15 protein-coding genes and 2 tRNA genes are annotated in these 17,247 nt (G+C 71.6%); 7 read left to right on the forward strand and 10 right to left on the reverse strand.

Annotation, left to right across the window (positions count from 1 at the left end; all coding sequences use genetic code 11):
• Positions 1–25: 25 nt before the first annotated feature.
• Both tig and ACWEQO_RS15080 read right to left on the reverse strand, forming a co-directional pair.
• The gene (tig, locus tag ACWEQO_RS15075; protein ID WP_452982973.1) at positions 26–1,462 is read right to left on the reverse strand and encodes a trigger factor; all 1,437 of its coding nucleotides are present in this window, start codon (positions 1,460–1,462) and stop codon (positions 26–28) included.
• A gap of 167 nt (positions 1,463–1,629) precedes the next feature.
• Positions 1,630–1,706, reverse strand: a tRNA-Pro gene (locus tag ACWEQO_RS15080).
• Positions 1,707–1,872: 166 nt separating this feature from the next.
• Between ACWEQO_RS15080 and ACWEQO_RS15085 the strand changes: the two genes are divergently transcribed.
• Positions 1,873–1,943: transfer RNA gene (locus ACWEQO_RS15085), tRNA-Gly, on the forward strand.
• An 86-nt stretch (positions 1,944–2,029) separates the two neighbouring features.
• Here ACWEQO_RS15085 and ACWEQO_RS15090 read toward each other — a convergent pair.
• Positions 2,030–2,224 (reverse strand): hypothetical protein, encoded by a 195-nt coding sequence (locus ACWEQO_RS15090; protein ID WP_361456119.1) that lies wholly within the window; start codon positions 2,222–2,224, stop codon positions 2,030–2,032.
• 654 nt (positions 2,225–2,878) lie between these two features.
• On the opposite strand from ACWEQO_RS15090, the gene ACWEQO_RS15095 reads away from it, so the two are divergent.
• A complete protein-coding gene (locus tag ACWEQO_RS15095; protein WP_452982977.1) occupies positions 2,879–4,114 on the forward strand; it encodes an acyltransferase family protein in 1,236 nt (411 codons plus the stop codon).
• Here the strand turns inward: ACWEQO_RS15095 and ACWEQO_RS15100 are convergent.
• The 5 genes from ACWEQO_RS15100 to ACWEQO_RS15120 all read right to left on the reverse strand — a co-directional run bounded on the left by ACWEQO_RS15100 (position 4,111) and on the right by ACWEQO_RS15120 (position 8,263).
• Entirely contained in the window at positions 4,111–4,611 is a 501-nt protein-coding gene (locus tag ACWEQO_RS15100; RefSeq protein ID WP_452982980.1) for an HD domain-containing protein, read from the reverse strand. The genes ACWEQO_RS15095 and ACWEQO_RS15100 overlap by 4 nt on opposite strands.
• Positions 4,612–4,702: 91 nt before the next feature.
• Positions 4,703–5,881, reverse strand: a complete 1,179-nt coding sequence (locus ACWEQO_RS15105; RefSeq protein WP_361456128.1) for a PP2C family protein-serine/threonine phosphatase — start codon at positions 5,879–5,881, stop codon at positions 4,703–4,705.
• 184 nt (positions 5,882–6,065) lie between these two features.
• Entirely contained in the window at positions 6,066–6,893 is an 828-nt protein-coding gene (locus ACWEQO_RS15110; RefSeq protein ID WP_361456131.1) for an Fpg/Nei family DNA glycosylase, read from the reverse strand.
• A gap of 82 nt (positions 6,894–6,975) precedes the next feature.
• Positions 6,976–7,461, reverse strand: a complete 486-nt coding sequence (locus ACWEQO_RS15115; RefSeq protein WP_452982985.1) for a ribose-5-phosphate isomerase — start codon at positions 7,459–7,461, stop codon at positions 6,976–6,978.
• A 196-nt stretch (positions 7,462–7,657) separates the two neighbouring features.
• Positions 7,658–8,263 carry a biotin transporter BioY gene (locus ACWEQO_RS15120; protein WP_452982988.1) on the reverse strand — a complete coding sequence of 202 codons (606 nt, stop codon included), beginning with the start codon at positions 8,261–8,263 and terminating at the stop codon, positions 7,658–7,660.
• 411 nt (positions 8,264–8,674) lie between these two features.
• Between ACWEQO_RS15120 and ACWEQO_RS15125 the strand changes: the two genes are divergently transcribed.
• The 3 genes from ACWEQO_RS15125 (at position 8,675) to ACWEQO_RS15135 (ending at position 11,264) form a co-directional block, all read left to right on the forward strand.
• Complete coding sequence (locus ACWEQO_RS15125; protein ID WP_452982991.1) at positions 8,675–10,066, forward strand: amino acid permease; 1,392 nt, start codon at positions 8,675–8,677, stop codon at positions 10,064–10,066.
• Between the two features lie 158 nt (positions 10,067–10,224).
• Positions 10,225–10,866: a superoxide dismutase gene (locus ACWEQO_RS15130; RefSeq protein ID WP_452982994.1), complete on the forward strand. Its 642-nt coding sequence runs from the start codon at positions 10,225–10,227 to the stop codon at positions 10,864–10,866.
• 155 nt (positions 10,867–11,021) lie between these two features.
• Positions 11,022–11,264: a hypothetical protein gene (locus tag ACWEQO_RS15135; protein ID WP_361459707.1), complete on the forward strand. Its 243-nt coding sequence runs from the start codon at positions 11,022–11,024 to the stop codon at positions 11,262–11,264.
• A gap of 48 nt (positions 11,265–11,312) precedes the next feature.
• Here the strand turns inward: ACWEQO_RS15135 and ACWEQO_RS15140 are convergent, their stop codons facing one another.
• Positions 11,313–11,972, reverse strand: coding sequence for a mycothiol-dependent nitroreductase Rv2466c family protein (locus ACWEQO_RS15140; RefSeq protein ID WP_452982997.1), 660 nt, complete (start codon positions 11,970–11,972; stop codon positions 11,313–11,315).
• A gap of 151 nt (positions 11,973–12,123) precedes the next feature.
• On the opposite strand from ACWEQO_RS15140, the gene pepN reads away from it, so the two are divergent.
• The gene (gene pepN / locus ACWEQO_RS15145; protein ID WP_452983000.1) at positions 12,124–14,709 is read left to right on the forward strand and encodes an aminopeptidase N; all 2,586 of its coding nucleotides are present in this window, start codon (positions 12,124–12,126) and stop codon (positions 14,707–14,709) included.
• Between the two features lie 196 nt (positions 14,710–14,905).
• The gene (locus ACWEQO_RS15150) at positions 14,906–15,958 is read left to right on the forward strand and encodes a hypothetical protein (RefSeq protein WP_452983003.1); all 1,053 of its coding nucleotides are present in this window, start codon (positions 14,906–14,908) and stop codon (positions 15,956–15,958) included.
• A gap of 58 nt (positions 15,959–16,016) precedes the next feature.
• On the opposite strand, the gene ACWEQO_RS15155 is transcribed toward ACWEQO_RS15150, so the two are convergent.
• Entirely contained in the window at positions 16,017–17,177 is a 1,161-nt protein-coding gene (locus tag ACWEQO_RS15155; protein ID WP_452983052.1) for a serine hydrolase domain-containing protein, read from the reverse strand.
• Positions 17,178–17,247 lie beyond the last annotated feature (70 nt).

Below are 17,247 nucleotides of genomic sequence, written 5' to 3' on the forward strand. Positions count from 1 at the left end.
ACGTCCGTCAGAGGCGACGCGAGGATCAGCCCTCGGTCTTCTCCTCGGCCTTGTCGGCCTTGGTGTCGGCCTCGTCGGCCTTGGCCTCGGCGGCGTCGGTGGCCTCGGCGGTGGCCTCGCCGGCCTCCGTCTCGCCCGCCTCTTCCTCGTCCTCGTCCTCGAGGTCGATGATCTCGCCGTTGGTGTCCTTGACCGTGGCCTTCTCGACCACGGTGGCCAGGGCCTTGCCGCGGGCGACCTCGCCGACCAGGAGCGGAACCTGGCCCTGCTCGACGACGGCCTGGGCGAACTGGTCGGGGGACATGCCGGAGGAGGCCGCGCGCCGCATGAGGTGCTCGGTGAGCTCCTCCTGGTTGACGTTCAGCTTCTCCTGGTTGACCAGCTGGTCGAGGACGAACTGGGTCTTGATGCCCTTGACCGCGGCCTCGCGGGTCTCGGTGTCGAACTCCTCGGCCGTCTTGCCCTGGATCTCCAGGTACTTCTCGAGGTCGAGACCCATCTGAGCGAGCTGGTGGTGCTCGAGGTTGTGCTTGCGGGTGTTGATCTCGTCCTCGAGCAGCTTCTCGGGGACGGGCACCTCGACCAGCTCGAGCAGCTTGTCCAGGACACGCTCCTGGGCCTGCGTGGCCTGGTCGTACTGCTTCATGTTCTCCAGGCGCTTGCGGCTGTCCGCGCGCAGCTCCTCGAGGGTGTCGAACTCGGAGGCGAGCTGCGCGAACTCGTCGTCCAGCTCGGGCAGTTCACGCTTGGCGACCTGGGTGACCCGGACGGTGACCTCGGCCTCCTTGCCCGCCGCGGAGCCGCCCTTGAGCTCGGAGGTGAAGGTGGCCTCCTGGTCGGCCGACAGGCCCGTGACGGCGGCGTCGACGCCGTCCAGCAGCTCGCCGGAGCCGATGGTGTAGGAGACGCCGTTGGCGATGCCGTCCTCCAGCACCTCACCGTCGACCTTGGCCTCCAGGTCGATGGTGACGACGTCGCCGTCCTCGGCGGCGCGCTCGACCGGGGAGGTGGAGGCGAAGCGCCCGCGCAGCTCCTCGACGGCCTTGTCGACGTCCTCGTCGGTGACCTCGACGGCGTCGACCTCGACCTCGATGCCGGAGTAGTCCGGGATCTCGATGGTCGGGCGGACGTCGACCTCGGCGGTGAAGTTCAGCGTCTCGCCGTCCTTCAGCTCGGTGATGTCGACCTCGGGCTGGCCCAGCGGGTTCAGCTCGGCCTCGTTGACCGCGTCGGTGTAGAACTTCGGGAGGGCGTCGTTGACCGCCTCCTCCAGCACCGCACCGCGGCCGAAGCGCTGGTCGATGACCCGGGCCGGGACCTTGCCCTTGCGGAAGCCCTTCACCGTGACCTGCTGGTTGATCTTCTTGTACGCCGCGTCGAGGCTGTCCTTGAGCTCCTCGAAGGGCACCTCGACAGTGAGCCGAACCCGGGTCGGGTTCAGGGTCTCCACGGCGCTCTTCACGGTTCGGTCTCCTTGTGGCTGACTTCTCGGATTCTGCCGGGACCAGAACGGTCCGGCGGATTCGCCGCCCGGAGACTTCAGACCTGAGACACACGGGCGTGCAGCTTGCATAGTAACGGCAGCGACTACAGCGCCCAAAAGCCGATCACTACGGGTGATCGGGTGACTGGTCGGGGTGGCGGGATTTGAACCCACGGCCTTCCGCTCCCAAAGCGGACGCGCTACCAAGCTGCGCCACACCCCGTCTGGTGCGACACGTAGGGTACATGCCGCCGCGCGCTGTGGCCTCCGCGTATCGCGGGCGCGGTGCGGTGACGGGGCCCGAGTGGGCCCGGGGTGTGCGCCGAGGGCGCACCACCCGCTACGATGCCTGTCAGTACCGCGGTCCTCCCGACCTGCGGTGCGCTCCTGCGGGCGTAGCTCAATGGTAGAGCCCTAGTCTTCCAAACTAGCTACGCGGGTTCGATTCCCGTCGCCCGCTCCGCACGGCTCAGGGCCGGGCCGGAGGATTCACCCCTCCGGCCCGGCCCTGATCGCGTTCCGGCCCGCCCCGCGCCTCCGCGGGGATCAGAAGCTGATCGAGCTGATCATGTCCGCTATCGAGTCCATGAAGCGGTTGATCGACGGGGCCATGCCGGTCGAGGCGAGGAAGAAGCCGAAGAGGATCGCGACGATCGCGGGTCCGGCCTTGATGGACCCCCCTCTGATCAGCACCACAAGGACGATCGCCAACAGCACCACGACAGACAGTGAAATGGCCACAACTGATCACACCCTCGGTCGGTCCGCTTCGCCGGCCCGGGCGACGCATCCCCGCGCACCCCGCCAGAACCATCGTGCCACCAACAGGGCCGTCCTATGCGGCGAGTGACGCATCGTTCGTCCCCCTTCGGCCACCCCCTCGCGCGCGCACCCTCCGCACCGGGCGTCCGTCACCGGCGCGCAGGGCACGCGCGGAGCCAACGGCGCGGCATCGCACAGCAATTCGGCGCGCCCCTCGCGCGGGGAATTCGTCCGCACCGCCGCCGTTCCACCGCACCGCGTTCTCAGCTATTTCGAATTACCTCCACGCGTATCCCGACGAGCCCCCCGGCAGTCCGCGAAACGGCCCGAAGCAGACATCCCCCGGGGCCCGTTCTGCGGAGATACGCCCCTTTCCTCCCGGAACGATGACGGCAAAAGGGACCCGCGACACACAGGGGACCCCTTCCCTCGCGATGTGTCGGCCGTCACTCCCGCAAAGTCGTCTGCATTCACGGATCGTGGGTATCCGGATTCGACAACCAGGAATGACGTGGGGGTTTTACGAATACCCACGCCGAACGCTAGGGTGCCTCAGATGTTCCACGCTGCCTCGTCCCCCGCAAGCGCAGCGAGCACACCGCTCCTCTCCCCGAGTTCCTGGCGGGTGGCTCGGTGACGGACTCGCTGCAACCGAACGGCAACCGCAGGGCGCCGCTTCCCCCGGCCGAACCGCCGGGCTCCGAAGCGCCGGGCCCGCGCCCGGAGAACATACGGAGCACGCAGAAAGCGAAGGCCGCCTCCGGCAAGAAGCGGGACGCGTTCTTCGACAACGCCAAGTACCTGGCGATCGTGCTGGTGGCCGTGGGCCACTTCTGGGAGCCCTTCAAGGGTGAGAACCGGTCCCTGGAAGCCGCGTACCTCACCGTGTACACGTTTCACATGCCGGCCTTCATCATCATCTCCGGCTACTTCTCGCGCAGTTTCGACATGCGCCCGGACCGGCTGCGGCGGCTGATCACCGGCGTCGCCGTGCCGTACATCATCTTCGAGACGGCGTATCCGCTCTTCAAGCGCGTCATCGACAACGACCCGCAGTATGCGATCAGCCTCCTCGACCCCTGGTATCTCACCTGGTTCCTGTGCGCGCTGTTCATCTGGCGGCTGACCACACCGATCTGGAAGGCGGTGCGCCACCCGCTGCCGCTCGCGCTCGGCATCGCCATGCTGGCGAGCGTCTCCCCCCAGATCGGGGACGACCTCGACCTGCAGCGGGTGCTGCAGTTCCTGCCGTACTTCGTGCTCGGCCTGTGCATGAAGCCCGAGCACTTCCAGCTGGTGCGCCGCCGGTGGGTACGGATCGCGGCGGTGCCGGTCTTCGCGGCGGCGCTGGCCGTCGCCTGGTGGTCGGTGCCGCGGATGCCCACCGGGTGGTTCTACCACCGTGCCGCCGCCCAGGAGTTGGGTGCCCCGTGGTGGGCCGGCCCGGTCATGATGCTGGCGTTGTTCGGCTGCTCCGTGCTGCTGACGGCCTGTTTCTTCTCCTGGGTGCCCGGCCGCCACATGTGGTTCACCGCGCTCGGCGCGGGCACGCTCTACGGCTACCTGCTGCACGGCTTCCTGGTGAAGGCCGGTGACTACCGGGGCTGGTTCGAGCACCCCGCGCTGCACGAGCCGCTCGGTCTGGCCGCCGTGACCGTCTTCGCGGCCGTCCTGGTGACGTTCCTGTGCTCCAGGCCGGTGCGGCGGGTCTTCCGGTTCGCGATGGAGCCGAAGATGGAGTGGGCCTTCAGGCGGGACGCCGCGGAGTCGGCCCGCGACCGCGAGCGCGGGCCCCGCGGGAAGCGGGAGGAACGGGAGGAGCCGGGCGACCGGGAGAAGCAGGGGACGCAGGAGACCGTCTCCGCCTAGTCCCGGTCGGCGGGGGCGGGGCCGTCGGGCCGGGTGCCCGCCACGAGGCCGAGAAGTGTGCGCATCCGCGCGTACTTCTCGGCCAGTCGGTCGCGGGTCGCCTCGTCCAGCATCGCCAGCCGCGCCGGATCGGCGTTGTGCGCCAGGTCCGCCTCCTTCACCAGCAGGGCGCCCGGGGTCGCGAGGACACGGGCCGCGTAGGCCTCGGGCGGTTCCCCGGACCGTTTGGTGACCGCCAGGACGATGTCCCGGGTCCGCCTGCTCAGTGCCGCCTCCCTGAGCCACTGCTCCGAGAGCCTGCCGTCCTCGACGGCGTCGTGCAGCCAGGCCGCCGCGATCTGCTCCTCGTCGCCGCCGCGGGCCCGGACGCCCTCGGCGACGGCCCGCAGGTGCTCGGCGTACGGCATGCCCGCCTTGTCGGTCTGGCCCTCGTGCACGGCACGGGCGGTGGCCTCGATCTGGGCGGGGGTCAGCAGGTTGCGCGGTGTCTCGGTCACCCCTCCAGTGTCCCCGTCCCCGCTGTGCCGCACGGTCCGGGTGAGGCAGGAGAGTGGCGGGGTCCGCCGGTCCGGTCGCGGAGAGCCGGGGTCAGCGGGGCAGGGCGGCCGTGCTGCCCTCGCGGCAGATCAGCAGCAGCGCACGGTCGTCGTTGACGTCCTTGGCGACCGCTTCGATGAGGTGCCAGGCCGCTCCGTGGAAGCCGCCGGCGACATAGCGGTCGGCCTCGCCGGTGAGGCGGTCGATGCCTTCGACGATGTCCCGGTCCGAGGTCTCCACCAGTCCGTCGGTGAACAGCATCAGCACGTCCCCGGGGCGCAACGAGCCTTTCACCGGGTCGAACTGGGCGCCGTCGTACACGCCCAGCAGCGGGCCGTCGCCCGCCTTCTCCTCCCAGCGGCCGCTGCCCGCGCTGAGTTGGAGGCCCGGCGGATGCCCCGCGGAGTACAACTCGTAGTCGCCGGAGTCCAGGTCGAGGACGAGGTGGATGGAGGTGGCGAAGCCCTCCTCCCACTCCTGGCGGAGCAGGTAGCCGTTGGCGGCCGGCAGGAAGGCGTGCGGCGGGAGGCTGCCGAGCAGGCCGCCGAAGGCGCCGGACAGCAGCAGGGCGCGCGAGCCCGCGTCCATGCCCTTGCCCGACACGTCGGTCAGGACGACCTCCAGCGTGCGCCCGCCGTTGGTGCGGGCCGCGACCACGAAGTCGCCGGAGAAGGACTGGCCGCCGGCGGGACGCAGGGCCATCTCCCGGTGCCATCCGCTCGGCAGGGCCGGCAACTGGCTCTGCACCCTGATGCGTTCACGCAGGTCGAAGAGCATGGTGCCGCCGCGCCGCCAGGGCACGCCCACCCGGCTGCGGAACTGGGCGACGACCAGTCCGAAGAAGCCGCAGGCGGCCACCACGAGGACGACGCCCGGGGTCACCCGGGACGCGCCCTCGGTGTAGGGGCCGAGCCGGACGGCCTCCACGATCAGTGCCGTCGCCGCCACCGCGTACAGGCCGAGCAGGCTCGCCGGGCGGAGCAGCAGCCCGCCGGCGACGATCGGGAGCACCAGCGCGGACGGCGCGAACCAGACGGAGTTGGCGAGCGTCGCGGCCGAGATGAGCGGGATCGTCAGCAGCAGTCCGGCGAGGGCTATCCAGTCGGAGCCGTCCCCGCGGAAGTAGTCGACGGCGGCCCGGCGCACGCCGACGCGGGCCCGGTGCCACTGCTTCTTCACCCGGGCCGTGAGCGTGTCGGCTGCTGCGCGCCTCTCTCGTCCTGCTGCCATCAGTTCGGGACCCTATCCATCGAAGCGACCACTTGGCACGGGAGGTCCTGGTTGTCCCCCGTCCGGGGACCGACTTCACAGTGAACTTCACCGGGCGCCGTCGCGTGGTCGTCCGGCGGAAATTGTGCCGGACCTCCCGCGCCGCTCGCCCGTCGCGCATCGGCTCCGCACCGCCGGGCCGGTCTCACCGCTGCTGGCAGGCCGGGCACCAGAAGAGGTTGCGGGCGGCGAGGCCGGCGGTGCGGATCTCCTCGCCGCAGATGTGGCAGGGCTGTTGGGCCCTGCGGTAGACATACACCTCACCGCCGTGGTCGTCGACACGCGGCGGCCGGCCCATCGCCTCCGGAGTGTGTTCCGGGCGGACGGTGTCGATCCGGTTGTTGCGGACGCCCTCCCGCATGAGCCCGACCAGGTCGGTCCACAGGGCGTCCCACTCGGCGGGGGTGATGTCCCGGCCCGCGCGGTACGGGTCGACACCGTGCCGGAAGAGGACCTCGGCTCGGTAGACGTTGCCCACGCCGGCGATGAGCTTCTGGTCCATGAGGAGCGCGGCGATCGTCGTACGGCTGCGGCTGATCCTGCGGTACGCGGCGTCCGGGTCGGCGTCCGGGCGCAGCGGGTCGGGGCCGAGACGGTCGTGCACCGCCCGTTTCTCGGTGTCCGTGATCAGGGCGCAGGTGGTGGGCCCGCGGAGATCGGCGTACGCCGCGTGGTGTGCGAGGCGCAGCCGGACGGTGTCCGTGGGCGGGGGCGCCGGCGCCGGGCCCAGGGCGACCTTGCCGAAGAGGCCGAGGTGGATGTGGACCCAGTCGGTGTGCTCGGGGTCGGGGTCGCGGAAGCCGAGGAAGAGGTGCTTGCCGTGGGCTTCGGCGGTGTGCAGGACGGTGCGGTCCAGGAGGGCGGCGGCGTCGCTGAACTTCCCCTGGGGGCTGGAGACTCGCAGAGGGGTGCCGTCGGAGAAGGCCGCGGCGTAGTCCTCGGCCAGCCGGTGAATGGTGTGGCCCTCCGGCACGGGTTGCTTCCCCTCCCTCTCGACTCTCTCAGCCCCTTCGGCCGCCCGGGGGCCGCGGGCTCGCCCCCGGCCCCCGGCCCGGCTACTGCTGGGGGTGGTGGGACGGGATCGGGGGGAGGTCGCCGGTGGTCTCGTAGTCCGCGAGCATGTCGATGCGGCGGATGTGGCGCTCGTCGCCCGAGAACGGGGTGCCCAGGAAGACCTCGACGAACTTCGTCGCCTCGTCCGAGGTGTGCATGCGCGCGCCGATCGCGACCACGTTGGCGTTGTTGTGCTGGCGGCCCAGTGCCGCGGTCTCCTCGCTCCACGCCAGGGCCGCTCGTACGCCCTTCACCTTGTTCGCGGCGATCTGCTCTCCGTTGCCGGAGCCGCCGATCACGATGCCGAGGGCGTCGGGGTCGGCCGCGGTCCGCTCGGCGGCGCGGAGGCAGAAGGGCGGGTAGTCGTCCTGGGCGTCGTAGATGTGGGGCCCGCAGTCGACGGGCTCGTGACCCGCGCCCTTGAGCCACTCGGCGAGGTGGTTCTTGAGTTCGTATCCGGCATGGTCGGAACCGAGGTACACGCGCATGGTCCGAGTGTGACACGCCGGGTCACGGGCAGGCGCGTGGGGGCGTGTGACACGGCTCCCAGGCACGGCTTCCGGACACGGCTCCCGGGCGCGGCTCCGAAGTGCGGCTCCGCGGCCGTCGCGGACGCAGAAGAAGGGGGCCGGCCGGGCGCTGTGCGTGCGCCCGGCCGGCCCCCTTCCGGGGACCACCCAGGGGTCACCGCCTGCCGACGAACCGCCAGGCGGTCGGCAGCACGCCCATCGCCAGGGCCGCCTTCAGGGCGTCGCCGATGAGGAACGGGGTGAGCCCGGCCGCGATCGCGGCGGAGGCGGACATCCCGGTGGCCAGCGCCAGGTAGGGCACGCCGACGGCGTAGATGACCGCCGAGCCGAGCAGCATGGTGCCCGCCATCCGCCACGCGGAGCGGTCGGCGCCGCGGCGGGCCAGGGCGCCCACGACGGCCGCGGCCAGCAGCATGCCCAGGATGTAGCCGAACGCCGGCGCCCCGTAGCCCGACCCGCCCTCGGCGAACCACGGCACGCCCGCGACGCCCGCCAGCGCGTACAGCGCGAGGGAGAGGAGACCGCGCCGGGCGCCGAGGGCGGTGCCGACGAGCAGCGCGGCGAAGGTCTGGCCGGTCACCGGCACCGGGGAGCCGGGAATCGGGACGGCGATCTGGGCGGCGACGCCGGTGAGCGCGGCACCGCCGACCACGAGGGCCACGTCCCGCACGCGGGAGGCCGGGACGAGGTCGGCGAGGACCAGACCGACGCGGGTCCCGCCTTCCTGGGGCAGGGCGGACGAGGCGGCAGCGGTGCTCATGGGGACTCCGCGGGGTGAGGGGGCTGGGGACGACAGCGACGCTATCCCAGCGCCCTCGCGCTGATCACCGTCAGCGCTCGACAAAGGCCCCGACACGCGGATGGTGGGCTTCGAACAAAGAACGCCCCCAACCCGGGCGGCGACGTGATACCGGTCACGGTGGTGGCATGGCCTCTCCCACAGCAGCCGCCCGGCCGCCGTCTGTAGGGTCCCGCCAAAGCGGTGCCCGCGTCCCGCGCCCGGCTCGCGTCCCCTGCCCGGCCCGCCGCCGGACGACCCGCCGGCCACCCGCCGGTAACCGGACCGGCACCCTCCGTATGACACGTGTCCACATGGTGGGAAGGCTCCCCGCCGGGCGGGAGCGGCCGCCCAGACTGACGGGGTTTCATCGTCTCCCGTAGAGGACGAGCCGTGCCCGTTCCCAGCACCTCCGTCGAGACACCGCCGCAGCGGGAGGAGTCCTCCCTCTCCCACGGCCTGAAGCAGCGGCATCTGTCGATGATCGCTCTGGGCGGGGTGATCGGGGCCGGGCTGTTCGTCGGCTCCGGCGCGGGCATCGCGGCCGCCGGGCCGTCGATCGTCCTCGCCTACACCCTCTCCGGCCTGCTGGTCATGCTCGTGATGCGGATGCTCGGCGAGATGTCGGCCGCGCACCCGTCGTCCGGTTCCTTCTCGGCGCACGCCGAGCGGGCCCTCGGGCCCTGGGCGGGCTTCACGGCGGGCTGGGCGTTCTGGGTGCTGCTGTGCACGGCCGTCGGCCTGGAGGGCATCGGCGCCGCGAAGATCGTCACCGGCTGGCTCCCGGGCACGCCCGAGTGGGCGTGGGTGGCGCTGTTCATGGTGATGTTCTGCGGCACGAACCTGGCGGCCGTGAAGAACTTCGGCGAGTTCGAGTTCTGGTTCGCGGCTCTGAAGGTCGGCGCGATCTCCCTGTTCCTGGTGCTCGGGGTGCTGGCCCTCACGGGCGTGCTCCCGGGCACCGACTCCCCGGGCGCCTCGAACCTCACCGAGCTGTTCCCGAACGGGGGCGAGGGGCTGGTGATCGGGCTGCTCGCCTCCGTCTTCGCGTACGGCGGCCTGGAGACGGTCACCATCGCCGCGGCCGAGTCGGAGAACCCGGTCAAGGGCGTCGCCGTCGCGGTCCGCACCGCGATGTGGCGGATCGCGCTGTTCTACATCGGTTCGATGGCGGTCGTCGTGGCCCTGGTCCCGTGGGACTCGCCGACGGTGGTCGAGAGCGGCCCGTACGTCGCCGCCCTGGACCGGCTCGGCATCCCGGGCGCCGGCCAGCTGATGAACGTCGTGGTGCTGGTGGCGCTGCTGTCCGCGATGAACGCCAACATCTACGGCGCCTCGCGCATCGCCTACTCCCTGGTGGAGCGCGGACAGGGGCCGAAGGTGCTGGCCCTGGTGTCGGCCGGGGTGCCGCGGCTCGCCGTGCTGGCCTCCTCGGTCTTCGGATTCCTGTGCGTGCTGCTGAGCTACTGGCGGCCCGACGACGTCTTCTCCTGGCTGCTGAACATGATCGGCGCGGTGATCCTGGTCGTCTGGATCTTCATCGCCGTCTCGCAGCTGCGGCTGCGCCGCGCCCTGGAGCTCCAGACGCCGGAGAAGCTGGTGGTGCGGATGTGGGCGTTCCCGTGGCTGACGTGGATCGCGCTGGCCGGGATGGCGGGCGTCTTCGTCCTCATGGCCCGGGAGCCGGACACCCGCGTGCAGCTGTACTCGACGGGCGGCATGGTCCTGACCCTGGCCGCCGTGGGCTACGCCCGGCAGCGGGCCGGGGCCCGCGCGGGAAGCTGAAACCCCTCCCCCCACCGACGGAAAAGGCCCTCGCCCGGACACGTGGTCCGGGCGAGGGCCTTTTCCGTGCCCGGGTGCACGCCGATCCCGCATCCCGACCCTTCTGCTGCTAACGTGCAGTTGCAAGCTATTTGCAATAACAGGTTCGAAGGGGACCCATGCCCGTCTACACGCTGCCCGACCTGCCGTACGACTACTCCGCGCTCGCGCCGGTGATCAGCCCCGAGATCATCGAGCTGCACCACGACAAGCACCACGCCGCGTACGTCAAGGGCGCCAACGACACGCTGGAGCAGCTCGCCGAGGCGCGGGACAAGGACTCCTGGGGCGCGCTCAACGGACTGGAGAAGAACCTGGCCTTCCACCTCTCCGGCCACATCCTGCACTCGATCTACTGGCACAACATGACGGGCGACGGCGGCGGCGAGCCGCTGGCCGCCGACGGCGTGGGCGACCTCGCCGACGCGATCGCCGAGTCCTTCGGCTCCTTCGCCGGCTTCAAGGCGCAGCTCACCAAGGCCGCCGCCACCACCCAGGGCTCCGGCTGGGGCGTGCTGGCCTACGAGCCGCTGAGCGGCCGGCTGATCGTCGAGCAGGTCTACGACCACCAGGGCAACGTCGGCCAGGGCTCGACCCCGATCCTGGTCTTCGACGCCTGGGAGCACGCCTTCTACCTGCAGTACAAGAACCAGAAGGTCGACTTCATCGACGCCATGTGGGCCGTCGTCAACTGGCAGGACGTGGCCAAGCGCTACGAGGCCGCGAAGTCCCGCACGGATGTGCTGCTGCTGGCCCCCTGAGACCGGCACCCCGCGGGGCCCGTGAGGTCCCGGTGAGCGTCCTGCCCCGTGATCGTCTTCTCACCGTTCACCCGGCAGGCGGAAAAAGGGAAGCCCCCGCGAGGACAGGACTCGCGGGGGCTTCCGGTATGCGGCATTCCGGGTCAAAGTGTCCCATGACGACACCCAGGACCATGAAACTGCCCTGCTGGACGTGCGACGCGGAACAGCGACACCGTCAGCTGAACAAGGCCGAGCAGGACTGGCTCAAGGAGCGGCTGGGCCGCGCGGGCGTGAGCGAGTTCTGGCTCTGCCAGAACGTGCTGGACCCGGACACCGGCAGGCAGTGCCGCAACCTGCGCACCGGGTTCGTCATGAAGCCCTTCCCCAAGGCCGTCCGCGTGCCCGTCCCGGAGTGAGGCCCGGGGCGAGTCCGGAGTGACCCGTCCCGGAGCGACCCGTCGCCGTCACAGGTTGCCGAAGTCCGGGCCCTTCGTGCGGGTGCGCTTGATCTCGTAGAAACCGGGGACGGAGGCCACGGCGAGGGTGCCGTCCCAGAGGCGGGCCGCCTCCTCGCCCTGGGGCGCGGGGGTGACGACCGGGCCGAAGAAGGCGATCTGCTCGCCGTCCGCGCCGGGCACGGCGATGACCGGGGTGCCGACCTCCTGGCCGACCTTGTCGATGCCCTCCTGGTGGGAGGCGCGCAGCTGGGGCTCGTACGGGGTGGAGTCCCAGTGCTCCATGAGGGAGTCCGGCAGGCCGACCTCCTTCAGGGCGGCCGCGACGGCCTCCTTCTCCGGGCCCTCGCCCTGGTTGTGGATGCGGGTGCCGAGCGCGGTGTAGAGGTCGCCGAGCACCTCGGCGCCGTGCTCCTGCTCGGCCGCGGCGACGACCCGGACGGGGCCCCAGGCCTTGGTCTCGAGCATCTCGCGGTACTCCTCGGGCAGCTCGTCGAGCTTGTCCTCGTTGAGGACCGCGAGGCTCATCAGATGCCAGCGGACCTTGACGTCCCGCACCTTCTCCACCTCCAGCATCCAGCGGGAGGTCATCCAGGCCCAGGGGCACAGCGGGTCGAACCAGAAGTCAACGGGAGTGGCGGGCGCGGCGGCGGGGGACGTGTCGGGCATGTCTCTCCTCGGGAGGGAAGTGCGGGGCGGACGTTTCCCCGGGGAAACGTCCGGGCCGCCCCCGGTCATTCCCGGCTGCTCCCGGTCAGGGGCGCATGGCAGGATCGGTGCTGTTCAGCCCTGTCGACGACGACGTACGAGGAGTCCGCCCGTGCCCGGTGAGAACCTGACCCGTGACGAGGCCCGGGAGCGGGCCGCACTGCTGTCGGTGGACGGGTACGAGGTCTCCCTCGACCTGCGCTCCGCGACCGACGGGGACGGCGGTGAGGGCGCGGCCGGGCCGCACACCTTCCGCTCGGTGACGACCCTCCGGTTCCGCTGCGCGGAGCCGGGCGCGAGCAGCTTCGCGGACCTGATCGCGCCGAGCGTGACGGCCGTCTCCCTCAACGGGCGGGACCTCGACCCCGGGGAGGTGTTCGACGGCTCCCGGATCCTGCTGGAGGACCTGGCCGCCGACAACGAGCTGATCGTCGACGCCCGGTGCGCGTACTCCCGTACCGGTGAGGGCATGCACCGCTTCGTCGACCCCGAGGACGGCGAGGTGTACCTCTACACCCAGTACGAGCCGGCCGACGCCCGGCGCGTCTTCGCCACCTTCGAGCAGCCCGACCTCAAGGCCCCCTACCGCTTCGAGGTGCGGGCCCCCGAGGGCTGGACGGTGTGGAGCAACGGCGTCGGCGAACTCGCCGACGGGGTCTGGCGGTTCGCGGAGACCAAGCCGATCTCGACGTACATCACGTGCGTGGTCGCCGGTCCGTACCACTACGTCACGGACACCTACGAGCGGGAACTGCCCGACGGCACGCGGCTGGAGATCCCGCTCGGCGCGATGTGCCGCAAGGGTCTCGCCCCGCACTTCGACGCCGACGACGTGTTCCTGGTGACCAAGCAGGGCCTGGACTTCTTCCACGACCACGTCGACTACCCGTACCCCTTCGGGAAGTACGACCAGGCGTTCGTGCCCGAGTACAACCTGGGCGCGATGGAGAACCCCGGACTCGTCACGTTCCGGGAGGAGTTCATCTTCCGCGGCAAGGTCACGCAGGCGTCCTACGAGGCCCGGGCCAATGTGATCCTGCACGAGATGGCGCACATGTGGTTCGGCGACCTGGTCACCATGGAGTGGTGGGACGACCTGTGGCTGAAGGAGTCCTTCGCCGACTTCATGGGCGCGTTCTCGCTGGTGGGCGCCACCCGGTTCACCGACGGCTGGATCACCTTCGCCAACCGCCGCAAGGCCTGGGCGTACCGCGCGGACCAGCTGCCGTCCACGCACCCGATCACCGCCGACATCCGCGACCTCCAGGACGCCAAGCTCAACTTCGACGGCATCACCTACGCCAAGGGCGCCTCCGTACTGAAGCAGCTGGTGGCGTACGTCGGCCAGGACGCCTTCCTGGAGGGCGCCCGCCGCTACTTCAAGCGGCACGCGTACGGCAACACCCGCCTCGGCGACCTGCTGTCGGTCCTCGAGGAGACCAGCGGGCGGGACCTGGCGGCCTGGACCCGGTCCTGGCTGCAGACGGCAGGGGTCAACTCCCTGACCCCGCAGGTGCTGTTGGGCGCGGACGGCAGGGTCGAGGAGCTCGCGGTGGTGCAGGAGGCCGCGGAATCACATCCCGAACTGCGCCCGCACCGGGTCGCGGTGGGCCTGTACCGGCGCACGGGCGACGGCGCGCTCGAGCGGTACGCGCGCGCCGAGACGGACGTCGACGGGGCGCGTACGGTGGTCGCCGAACTGGCGGGCGCCGAGGCGCCCGAGCTGGTGCTGGTCAACGACGACGACCTGACGTACTGCAAGATCCGCTTCGACGAGACCTCGCTGGCCACGCTCCGCACCCACCTGGGCGCGCTGACCGACCCCCTGGCCCGCGCCCTGTGCTGGTCGGCGCTGTGGAACATGACGCGGGACGCGCTGCTGCCCGCGCGGGAGTTCGTGGACCTGGTGCTGCGGTTCGGCGGGCGCGAGTCCGACATCGGCGTGCTGCAGATGCTGCACGCCTGGGCCGAGTCGGCGCTCGTCCACTACGCGGCGCCCGCCTGGCGGGAGACCGGCGGACCGCTGCTCGCCGAGGGGGCCCGGCGCGAGCTGGAGGCGGCCGCGCCGGGCAGCGAGCAGCAGCTGGCCTGGGCCCGTTTCTTCGCCCGGTCGGCCGCGGCTCCGGGCGACTTCCGGCTGCTCCAGGAGCTGCTGTCGGGCACGGTGACGGTCGAGGGGCTCGACGTCGACCAGGAGCTGCGCTGGGCGTTCCTGGAGCCGCTGGCCGCGCACGGACTCGCCGACGAGAAGGCGCTGGCCGAGGAGCTGGCCCGGGACGACACCGCCTCCGGCAGGCGCCACCAGGTCCGCTGCCTGGCCGCCCGCCCGTCGGCGGAGGTGAAGGCGCGGGCGTGGGAGCGGGTCGTGGAGTCGGAGGAGCTGTCCAACGCGCTGGTGGAGGCGACGATCGCGGGCTTCGCCCAGCCCTCGCAGCGGGAGCTGCTCGCGCCGTACGCGGAGAAGTACTTCGCGGCGATCGAGCGGGTGTGGACCGAGCGGTCGATCCAGATCGGTATGGACGTGGTGCGGGGCCTGTTCCCCGATCTGCGGGACTCGCCCGGGACACTGGAGGCGACGGACGCCTGGCTCGCGGCCCACGAGGACGCGGCCCCGGCGCTGCGCCGGCTGGTGCTGGAGGCCCGGGACGACCTGGCGCGGGCCCTGCGCGGCCAGGCGTGCGACGCGGCGGCCGGCTGACCCCGCCCCTGAGATGCGCGCTCCGTGACCGTTACGAAATTCGGTCAATATCAGCCGTGCCCCCTGGTCTCACCCGAACGGACCAGGGGGTTTTCGGTATCCGAACAAGCGTCCTTTAGGACGAGCTTGTCCCTGATTGTCGACGGCTCTGTAACAGGGGTTCGGGGGCGGACGCGACGCGGGGACATTGCCGGACATGAACCACGAGACCCGGCTCTTCCCCCGCTCCCTGCACCACCTGACCGCCGGCGCCCGGCGCGTGCTGACCACCGCCCAGCTCCGCTCGCACGGCGTCTCCGCCGCGGAGACCGAGGACCGGTGCCGCCCCGGCGGCGCCTGGCGGCAGCTCCTGCCCGGTGTCGTCCTGCTCCACCCGGGCCCGCCGACCAGCGAGGAGCGGCTGCACGCGGTGCTGATGTACACGGCGCGGGAGCGGTCCGTGCGGGTCCCCGACCAGCCCGGCCCGGCGGACTCGACGGCGCCCCGCTACGAGGAGGCGATGATCACCGGGCTGGCCGCGCTGACCCTGCACGGCTTCTCCTCCGCTCCCCCGCTGCCCTCCCTGGACGCCTTCGACGTACTGGTGTCCCGGCTGCCCCGGCTGCGCCGGCTGCGCTCCACGGGCTGTGTCCGCATCGTCCGCGCCCCGGTGCTGCCGGTCCCCGTGCAGGTGACGGGCGTGCCGGTGGCTCCGGTCCCGCGGGCGCTGGCCGACGCGGTGGCCACGGTGGACGACGCGGCCGCGGTGCGCCGGCTGTTGACGGAGGCGGTGGCCGGCGGCCACTGCGACGCGGCCGCGGTGGTGCGGGAGCTGACCGGTGCGAAGCTCCTGAACCGGCCGCACGTGGTGACCGCGGTGGACTCGCTGGTGGCCGAGGGCCGCGCGGCCGCGGAGAGCCTGCTGTACCGGATGGTGTGGGAGTACGGTCTGCCCGACCCGGTGTGGAACGTCGACCTGCGCCTGCCGGGCGGCCCCCACCTCGGCGGTCTGGACGCCTACTGGCCCGACCAGGCCGTGGCACTGGAGCTGGACACCCGCACGCCCCGGCAGGACCTCCGCCAGGAGGACGTGTGGTTCGAGTACGCCCGCAAGCGTGAGCTCCTGGAGCGGCTCGGCGTCACCGTCGTGCACGTCACCCCGCACAAGCTGCGGGCGGCGGCGGAGCAGCAGGCGGCGGTGATCCGTACGGCGCTGACGGCCGCGGAGGACCGCGATCCGGCGGCGTACGTGGTGGTGCTGCCCCGGTGAGGGGGGACCGCCGGGGGCCGCGGCCCGACGGTCCCTCCGGGTGCGCGGGGTACGGACGTCAGTCGCCGCAGAACTCCGCCTGGACGACCGCCATGCCGTTCCCCGCCCAGTCGCCGTTGAAGTTGAACGCCAGGGAGTGCCGACCGTCCTCCGTCGTGACGGCGTAGGTCCCGGAGCCGGAGGTGCTGCCGCTGTGACCCCAGACGGTCACGCCGCAGCCCAGCGTCACCTTCATCAGGCCGAGACCGTAGTCCGGGCCGGTGCCCATGGGCACCGTGGTGGTCATCTCGTCCAGCTGCTCCGAAGGGAGCAGACGGCCCGCCAGCAGGGCGCGGTAGAAGAGGTTCAGGTCCCTGGAGTCGGAGATGATCTCGCCCGCCCCGAAGGTACGGGACGGGTTGAGGCGCGTGACGTCGTAGGGGGGTTCCGTGGCGAGCGACCCCGGCTTGGAGTAGGCGCGGCTGCTGGGCCGGGGCAGGGAGACCCGGGTGCCGGGGACCGAGGTGGCGGTCAGGTTCAGGGGCTCGATGACGCGCCGGCGGACCTCCTCGCCGTAGGGGCGGCCGGTGGCCTTCTCGATCACCAGGGCGGCCAGGACGTAGTTGGTGTTGGAGTACGTCCACTTCCCGGGGGCGCCGGGCTCGAAGTACGGCTCGTGGGCCAGGGCGATCCGCACCAGGTCCTCCGGGGCCCGGGTGGCGTAGCGGTGCTCGAAGAAGCCCTCCTTCGTGAAGTACATGCGGTGGTAGTCCGCGTCCGCCGTGTAGTTGAAGACGCCGCTGGTGTGGTTCAGCAGCTGCCGCAGGGTGATCCGGGTGCCGTCGTGGCCGTTGCCGGTCACCAGGCCGGGCAGCCAGGTGTCGACGGTGTCGTCCAGGGACAGCGTGCCCTCCGCCTCCAGTTGCAGCACCACCGTCGCCACGAAGGTCTTGGTGATGCTGCCGACCCGGTAGTGGTCGCGCGGGGAGCGCTTCTGCCCCGTGCCGAGGTCGCCCACTCCGGCCGTTGCCGACCAGGTGCCCCGCCGGTCCCGCGCCGTCGCCGTCACCCCGGGCACCCCGGCGGCGACCGCGGACTGCATCGCCTGGCGGGTCGCCCCGTGGTCGGTGCCGGTGGCGCTCCCCGCTCCGGCTCCGGGTCCCGGAGCCGCCACGGCGGGGGCCGCCAGGGCCACCGAGAGGGCCGCCGCCACCACCGTCGCCGCCACCGTCGTCCGCATCCGCACGCTCGTGCCTCCCCTGTCCTCGGGTGTGATCGCAGGGACAGGGGATCACGGGCGGGACCGCCGA

Source organism: Streptomyces sp. NPDC004051 (genome assembly GCF_053604275.1).

What these genes read in the sequence shown, in the direction of transcription:
- ACWEQO_RS15120 (WP_452982988.1), bottom strand. Translation starts at nt 8,263, where the DNA reads ATGAGCACCGCTGCCGCCTCGTCCGCCCTGCCCCAGGAAGGCGGGACC.
- ACWEQO_RS15130 (WP_452982994.1), top strand. Translation starts at nt 10,225, where the DNA reads ATGCCCGTCTACACGCTGCCCGACCTGCCGTACGACTACTCCGCGCTC.
- ACWEQO_RS15150 (WP_452983003.1), top strand. Translation starts at nt 14,906, where the DNA reads ATGAACCACGAGACCCGGCTCTTCCCCCGCTCCCTGCACCACCTGACC.
- ACWEQO_RS15115 (WP_452982985.1), bottom strand. Translation starts at nt 7,461, where the DNA reads ATGCGCGTGTACCTCGGTTCCGACCATGCCGGATACGAACTCAAGAAC.
- ACWEQO_RS15140 (WP_452982997.1), bottom strand. Translation starts at nt 11,972, where the DNA reads ATGCCCGACACGTCCCCCGCCGCCGCGCCCGCCACTCCCGTTGACTTC.
- ACWEQO_RS15155 (WP_452983052.1), bottom strand. Translation starts at nt 17,177, where the DNA reads ATGCGGACGACGGTGGCGGCGACGGTGGTGGCGGCGGCCCTCTCGGTG.
- ACWEQO_RS15105 (WP_361456128.1), bottom strand. Translation starts at nt 5,881, where the DNA reads ATGGCAGCAGGACGAGAGAGGCGCGCAGCAGCCGACACGCTCACGGCC.
- ACWEQO_RS15135 (WP_361459707.1), top strand. Translation starts at nt 11,022, where the DNA reads ATGACGACACCCAGGACCATGAAACTGCCCTGCTGGACGTGCGACGCG.